Origin of the sequence: Polyangium sp. 15x6 (genome assembly GCF_029960785.1) — a bacterium.
Classification (GTDB): Bacteria; Myxococcota_A; Polyangia; order Polyangiales; family Polyangiaceae; genus Polyangium.
In genome coordinates this window covers 1-7,003 of sequence record NZ_JASBQE010000201.1, presented here as the reverse complement: position 1 = coordinate 7,003, position 7,003 = coordinate 1, and the positions used below count along the sequence as shown (strand labels likewise).

The following is a 7,003-nucleotide window of genomic DNA, read 5'->3' as shown; positions in this document are numbered from 1 at the left end:
TTCGCTCCGCAGTACGCCGACGTCGACCTCCACATCTCGCCCTGCTTCGGGGTTTGTCCACGGGACATGCCCCCCGCCTTACACCATCGCGCGATGGTTTGGTAGAGAAAAACACCAGCCATCTAGGACATCGATCGGTTTGCAACCGCTCGATGTCCTAGCTCTTTTGTCCCGAGGGCGACGCCTCGCGTCCCCCTCTCGTCCGGGCAAAGCCCGGCCGATTCACCCCCCGAGAACGGTTCTAGTACATCATCCCGGAAATTCGTAGTGGTTCACGCCATCGGCATGAGCATCCAGCCGAAGGAACCGTGGAGGAGGTCGAGCAGCGGCTCCTGCTCGCGGTCCTGATAGGGCGTGGGCTCCCAGCGGGAGCGATATGGCATTTCGAGTGCCCAGGTGCCGATCTCGGTGCGACGCAGACGGGCATGCGGTATGGGGGCCTCTTTGGACCCCGACTCCAGAATGAGCAGGTTGCCGCGCTTCCGAACGTGGACGTGGGAGAGGTCGGGGTGCTTCTTCAACCAGCGCTCGACCGTGGAAACGTCGTGTTGGATGACGAACGACTTGGCCATGGGTTCGATACGGAGCTTGTACGAAGTCTCCCGAAAATTTCCAGCGGAACGGGTGCGCTTCGTAGCGATTCCAGTAAGCGATGAAGCCTCGCACCGCGGCCTCGAGCTCCCCCGCATCGTCGAAGCTGCCGAGCCGCAGCACGCGTCGCTGAAGGATGGAGAACCAGATCTCGATCTGGTTGAGCCAGGACGCGTGCATGGGCGTGTACACGAACTCGAAGCGGTTGCCGTGACGCGCGTTGAACAAGCTCCACCGCTCGTCCAAGCCGTCCTTGTGAATGTTGAGGTTGTCCCAGATGACGATGATTCGCTGTCTTGGATAGCGGCGTGCGAGCCTCTCCATGAACTTCAGCATCGTGGCTGCGTCACGGTGCTTCACGACCTCGCCGACCACCTTGCCCCTGCGCACCTCGAAGGCTCCGAGCAGCGCTCGCGTGCCGTGACGAACGTACTCGAACTCGCGCCGCAAGCTGGCATCCCGCGCGCGCCGCGTCGGATACTTTCGAGAAAGCACCTGCATGGGCTTCTCGTCGACGCAAAGGACGACCGCATCCTTCGGCGGGGTCAGGTAGAGCTCGCAGATGCGCCGGACCTTCGGTCGAAAGTCGGGATCGGGGCTGTGCAGCCACGGACGAACCCGGTGCGGCCGAAGCCCTCGGGCCTGGAGCACACGATGGACCGAAGAACGGCTGACGAGAATGCCTGCGCGTGCATGCAGCTCCGTGGCAATCGCGTCGAGCGTCCACACCTCCCGCACCGGCGCTTTGCAGCCATCAGGACGACTGCACGCGATCTTCACGATTTCGCAGCGAGTCTCCAGGTCAATGCTCTGCGGACGCCCCGAACGCGGCGCGTCCAGGAGCGATTCGAGGCACGGTCGCTGCCGCCAGCGCGCGCTCCACTTGTCGACGGTGCTGACAGCGCATCCGAGTCGTCGCGCCACGCTCGCAGGACCGAATCCATCTGCCCGGAGAAGGAGCATCCTCACGCGCTTTGCGAGTGTCTGAGGCGTGCTGGTGCGACGAACACACGCTTCCAGGCGCTCACGCTCGCTCGGCGAGACGTGCACAGGGGTGGCCGGCTGCGGCATGTGCCCCTGAACAGAACAACAGGCGAGGATGTTTCCATGACGAACCCCACGTTGCTCTCGGACGAACCCGACGAGGTGGCCGCTGAAGGGATTGGAACGACTACGAATTTCCGGGATGATGTACTAGTCCCCGAAATCCCATCCCCCACCGTTCGTTGCGCACGACGCCGGAACTCCCGCCTCCGACGTCGAAATAACCCCCCCGGTGTGGCGTTGTCCTGATGAGGCGGCGACACAGCAGCCGCGATGCGGGACCCTGCATCTCGCTTTAATCCCACGCCGCAGCTCTGGAAGATCCGGGAGCTGGGGCTGCGGACCGTGATTCGTGCCCCAGCACTTCTCTGGGTGCCCGTCCGGACACCAGCAGCGCGGGCTTAGTCTCCGCCGTGTTGCCCATGCGAGAGCGCGGCGCACGAGAGGCAAGAAAAGCAGATGTTGCCAACACACTTCGTCCCGCGTTTTTTTCATCAATGACTTCCGCCCTGCCCAACCAACGGCGGCCCTTGTAGCAGTCCACGAACAGATCGCGGACATGGACGCCCCTTCCGTTGGGCCGAGCGAAGAATACGAAGACCAACGGTCCGAATCGCGTGGACACATGGACCTCGACCATGAACCGATCGCGGTAGCGATGTAAAAGAAGCCGGGGCGGATCACACTCCGCGATCGGCATGTCCACGCTTGCCGCGACACCTGCGCGGCACGGCGGCGATCGTGTGACACTACGGATGTCCATTCGGCGCCTACTTCGACCCCGGTGTGATCCGCACCGGCTTATGCCGCCGCTGCACGCTTCCTCGCGAACACCTCGACCGTGACGTTGGACGCAACGCGGTGAATTTCCTCGGCCGCGCGTGTTGCCTCCTCCGGGGTAGCAGCAAAGCCGCGGAACACGTCACGCCCCGTGGCGTCGATCGCTCCCTCTTGCACGTAGATGCATCCATCACTTCCGAGCGCGAGTTTGTGGAGCATCGCCCAACTGAGCAATCCCGCCGCGCCCAACTTCGTGGCCTCTTCGGCATGCAGGGCATAGCCCACGAACACCAGACGGTCCGGCGGTGGGACGCTCTCGAACGCGAAGTAGAGCTTCCCGTCGCTGGCGAGGGCGAACGCAGTGGACAATTCCGCAGGTTCGGACGTCTCGGGAACGACATTTTTCTGCATCTTGTTTCTGGGCATATTGCCTCCTGAGTTTCAAAGGGGAATGCGGAGCTGCACACGCTCGGGTCGGGCGAGGTTGGGCGTGAGCGAGACGATGCCCGCGCTTTGCAGCCGATGCAGTGCAGGCACGAGCGCTCCTGAATACGACAAGTCCAGGCGTAATGCGCGACGCAGATGGCAGCTTTCTGATAGGCAGGTTCGGCGCGCACGAGATCGAGGAGGAGCTGTTCGCCGCGTTCGTCGTGAGCGACAGCGCCCGCGGCAACCAAGGTGGACCTCGCGGAGCGACGAGGCGGAAGAGGAGGAAGCCGATCCGCGAGCCGTCTCCCTCGGATGCGTTCACGGATGCTGCGAACGGCATCGGCCAGAGCCCGGAGGCGACTCCAACACGACGGCGGATCGAAGACCGTGTCCCGAGGCGGCGGCTCCGAGTGCGCGGTACTTGGGCGCACGCTGCTGAGGGCCGGGCGGTCCATCACGGTCGTCGCGGCGTCGTCGTCAGTGTCGTGTAGTGCGCTCATGTTCCTCCGTTTGGCGTCGCCGACCCGAGGCGACGGCGAATCGATGGCGTGCGCGCGTGAAGGGCGCCTCGACTCGCAGCCGCCTGAGATCGGCGACAAACGACCCCCAGGAGAGGGCGAAGGGCTGCGCTCGCCCAGAGAAGCATGCCCATCGCCCCCTTCTGCGGGTCGCTTGTGCCGAAAGGGAGCGAGATGCTCGCCCCTTCAGGAGACAAACAATGCGCGAGCGGGCACGAGGTAACTCGGGCGCTGTCGTTTTGTGGGAGAGCGTCGTACCCGAGAGGCGGGTCTACGTCCGGCCCGTGACGCAGAAAGGGGTGGACCATGGCAACCCGTAAGGCCAAAAGCGCAAGCGGGTTCAAGATTCGGTTCGGGCGCCGTGTGCAGGACCTTCGCGCCGAGGCGGGGATCGCGCTGTTCGAGGGCCAGGCTCGCGAGCGACGTCGAGCCGCTCCTTAGCAATGCAAACGCTGGTGCGCTGAACGAGCCCACGCTTCTCTTCGAGCGCGAGGCTCAGTAGAATCGGCCCATGAACACCGAGCAGGTCGTCGTCGAAGGCAAAGACTACACCCGTACCGTCTGGTTCGTCGCCGGCCCCCAGGCGACCGAGCACCCGCTCTGCGTGTTCCTGGACGGAGAATACTATCTCGAGCGCGTCGGCGCCCTGCCCATCCTCCAGGAGCTGATCGCAAGCCAACGCATTCCGCAGATGTCCTTCGCCTTCGTTCCGAGCAACGGCCCCCAGTCGCGACACGAAGACTTCGTCTGCAACGATCGCTTCGCTCGATTCATCTCCGAAGACCTGGTTCGCTGGGCCAGGAACCGAGCGTGCACCATCCGCGGCGAGAGAAATCTGGTCTGCGGTCTCAGCCTAAGCGGCCTCGCCAGCGCCCACATGACCCTGACCCATCCCCACGTCTTTTCGTCCGCGCTGAGCCAATCCGGCTCCTTCTGGTGGGAACGCAAACGGTTCGCGAGCCTCGCACGCGCATTCCCGAAGGTCAGCTCCCGCCATTGGCTCAGCGTCGGCGACCAGGAGCTCGAGGACAACGCCACCCATCCACCCACGGGAATGCGCCAGGAGTTCACGCAGGTCGCCGGAGTGCAATCCGCCGTCGATGCGCTCAAAGCCAGCGGCGCCAAGGTGAGGCACCACGTGTTTCACGGAGCACATGCGTTCGAACCTTGGCGGGCTGAACTGGCCGACGCGCTTCAGTGGCTGTGCAGCGCTTAGGACAATCAAGTTAGAAATTTCGCCACCAGCGGCCCTACGCCGCCTTGCGTGATTCTCCGCAACCTGTGTCCTCTGCCACGTTCAGCTCCCGCGCCTCATCGCGCTCCGCTCGGGCAGAGAAGCCATGTCGGGTTTGCGGACCCTTTCCGCGGCTTGCGCGACGGACTCGTCGCCAACTACGATTCAGTTGATGAGGTAAAACGGGTAGAGGCAGCAGAAGGTGACGGCTCTCGTCATGTCCTTCTTGGCCTCGCCCTTCGGCGTTCCGCCGGTAGCGGCGCACGTGCCGGGCACGTATTCGAGGTCCGTGATCGCCTTGCCGGCGATGGCATGCCCCGGGGGACCTATGTTTTGACACTGGTCATGGGGAGACACCATGCCGAACTGCTCCGATTGAGAGGAGCAGACCGGCCCCTCATAGAGGTGTACCGATGCAGTGCATGCGCTCCCCTCAGGCGGCCCGCATTCGCACTCCTCGCAGGCGCGCTCGTCGATGACGGCATCCTCGGGGTACATCTCATAACGGGCCCAGTTGTAGTTTTCCGGGCAGGGGGCGTCGGCCCCTTCGCGAACGACACATTGGAGCCAGCCAGGGCCGGGATCGCTCACGCAATACTGCGTCCCTGCGTCGGCGCAGGCGTCGTCCACAGTGTTATTCATGCACGCGAGGCCCGCGGTTTTCCACTCCCTCGTCGTGGTGAACGCAGGTGTCTCGCTCTTAGGGCTGCACCCCTGCTCGTTTGTCGGCCCGGGGAGCGGTGAAACCCACACGGACTGGGCACACGGCTCCCCGCCGCACTGCGCACCGGCCGGAAGGGAGTTGTTGCTCGTGCAGGAGCCATCCCAACCGGCCGGAGCATCAAAAGGGAGGCTGGCGGCCCCGCTTTCCCCGCACGCCCCCGCGCGGATCTGCATCTTCTCCGGCAGTGCTTTGCACGCGCCGGTCGAGGGGCCGCACTCGCAAGGCTCGCACGCGGCGGCAGGGGCGTCGAGGTCTGCGAGGAGGCGCCACTTCTCGGCCGAGGCCCCCTCTGGGCACTCCGGAGGTTCTGCCATTGCATTGGTAGGGTATACGAGGAGCGAGACCGCGACCTCCGACCAGTAGCCGGCGTTTCCGCTGGGTACCGGGACGCACCGGCCGGGGCACGCGGATTGCCCCGCGTCGGGCTCATCGGGCGCGGCATCCGCGTCGCTCCCGGCATCCGTGCCCCCGTCTGGAATGCACGCGGGCGCCGGAAAAAACGAGTCGGGATCGCACTCGAACTCGTTGAAAGAGGGAGCCGCCGTGCAGGACGCGCCGACCACTCCCAGGACAAAAAACAACGAACAGAAAAACGCCTTACGCAGCATATCTAAAACTCCCACCCTCCGCCAAGCTGCACGCCAACCATGACCGGCGGCTGCTCGGAGAGGACCGTTGGTCCAACAACCACCCTCACGCCGCTCGACAGTGCGAGAACATCGGCCGCCGCGTGGAGGGAGAAGGATTGCGTGACAGGAACCTTTGCGCCAACGCGCCCACCGGCTCCGGGTTTGACATTCACAAAACTGGCGGGTTTGTAGCCCTGCGATGTGGCCTCGACGTTGATCACGCCAAGATGCCCGAGCGCGCAGCCGACGAACCACCTGTAGTGCCCACACAGGCTCGCGATCCCGCCCGCCGTCATTGCATTGATGGGCTGGTCCGCGACACCCGTTGTCAACCAGGCCCCGCGTGCCTCAATCCCAATCGAGAGATGCTGATTGACCTGCAAACCGCCGCCGATCATCGCCCCCACGGCGGGCATCCATGAAGCGACACCAAACACGACGACCGGCCCCACTCCCAGGAAGCCCCGCAGGCCCTTCCTTTCGGCGGCTGTCGGGTCCTTCGGCTGGTTGTCGTACGCGAACGGGTCTTCCTGCTTCGTGAACTCCGGCCCGGCCACCACGGTCGGCAACGTCGTGGTCGGGTCCTTTTCGGGCACATAGATCGCCGGAGCTTGCTCTGCCGTGCGCTCCGTTCGCTCTACCGTGCGTGCCGTCAGGGGAACGGAAACCTTCATGTCCTTCCCCTTCACGGCCGTGAACTTCACGACCGCCTCTTCGAATCCGTCGAGCGTCGCCCGGATCTCGTGCTCTCCTCCCGCCACGAACGTCCAGAAGGCCGAACGCCCCGCCTCGTTCCGATCGATGCCGTCCACCGTCACACGCGCGCCCGCGTGAGAGACGAATATCTCGACCCACGAGCCATGAGCGCGCGCCACCTCGTGCGCCTCGAAGAAGCGCCGGCGCTCTGCACGCTCCGCGGGCGTCGTCGCCGGGGCCTGATGGAGCGCGTAGAGCAGAAGCTCGGCAGCATCCTCGGGCCTGCCGCCCTCGACCAGCACGAGCCCGAGACGCCCCGAGACGAGCGGATCGGGCCGCACGTTGAGCGCCTGGCGGT

At 64.7% G+C, this 7,003-nt stretch carries 4 protein-coding genes and 1 pseudogene; 1 reads left to right on the top strand and 4 read right to left on the bottom strand.

Annotated elements, in window-relative coordinates; genetic code table 11:
- Window positions 1-249 precede the first annotated feature (249 nt).
- Together QHF83_RS52520 and QHF83_RS52515 are read right to left on the bottom strand one after the other, a co-directional pair.
- Window positions 250-1,662, bottom strand: coding sequence for an IS630 family transposase (locus tag QHF83_RS52520; RefSeq protein ID WP_282425736.1), 1,413 nt, complete (start codon window positions 1,660-1,662; stop codon window positions 250-252).
- Between the two features lie 774 nt (window positions 1,663-2,436).
- Window positions 2,437-2,841, bottom strand: coding sequence for a hypothetical protein (locus tag QHF83_RS52515; protein WP_282425735.1), 405 nt, complete (start codon window positions 2,839-2,841; stop codon window positions 2,437-2,439).
- A gap of 1,032 nt (window positions 2,842-3,873) precedes the next feature.
- On the opposite strand from QHF83_RS52515, the gene QHF83_RS52510 reads away from it, so the two are divergent.
- Window positions 3,874-4,578: an alpha/beta hydrolase-fold protein gene (locus QHF83_RS52510; protein ID WP_282425734.1), complete on the top strand. Its 705-nt coding sequence runs from the start codon at window positions 3,874-3,876 to the stop codon at window positions 4,576-4,578.
- Window positions 4,579-4,761: 183 nt separating this feature from the next.
- Here QHF83_RS52510 and QHF83_RS52505 read toward each other — a convergent pair whose 3' ends face one another.
- The gene (locus tag QHF83_RS52505; RefSeq protein WP_282425733.1) at window positions 4,762-5,238 is read right to left on the bottom strand and encodes a hypothetical protein; all 477 of its coding nucleotides are present in this window, start codon (window positions 5,236-5,238) and stop codon (window positions 4,762-4,764) included.
- A gap of 692 nt (window positions 5,239-5,930) precedes the next feature.
- Window positions 5,931-7,003, bottom strand: a pseudogene (locus QHF83_RS52500) (hypothetical protein); the annotation flags it as partial.

What these genes read in the sequence shown, in the direction of transcription:
- QHF83_RS52520 (WP_282425736.1), bottom strand. Translation starts at nt 1,662, where the DNA reads ATGCCGCAGCCGGCCACCCCTGTGCACGTCTCGCCGAGCGAGCGTGAG.
- QHF83_RS52515 (WP_282425735.1), bottom strand. Translation starts at nt 2,841, where the DNA reads ATGCCCAGAAACAAGATGCAGAAAAATGTCGTTCCCGAGACGTCCGAA.
- QHF83_RS52510 (WP_282425734.1), top strand. Translation starts at nt 3,874, where the DNA reads ATGAACACCGAGCAGGTCGTCGTCGAAGGCAAAGACTACACCCGTACC.
- QHF83_RS52505 (WP_282425733.1), bottom strand. Translation starts at nt 5,238, where the DNA reads ATGAATAACACTGTGGACGACGCCTGCGCCGACGCAGGGACGCAGTAT.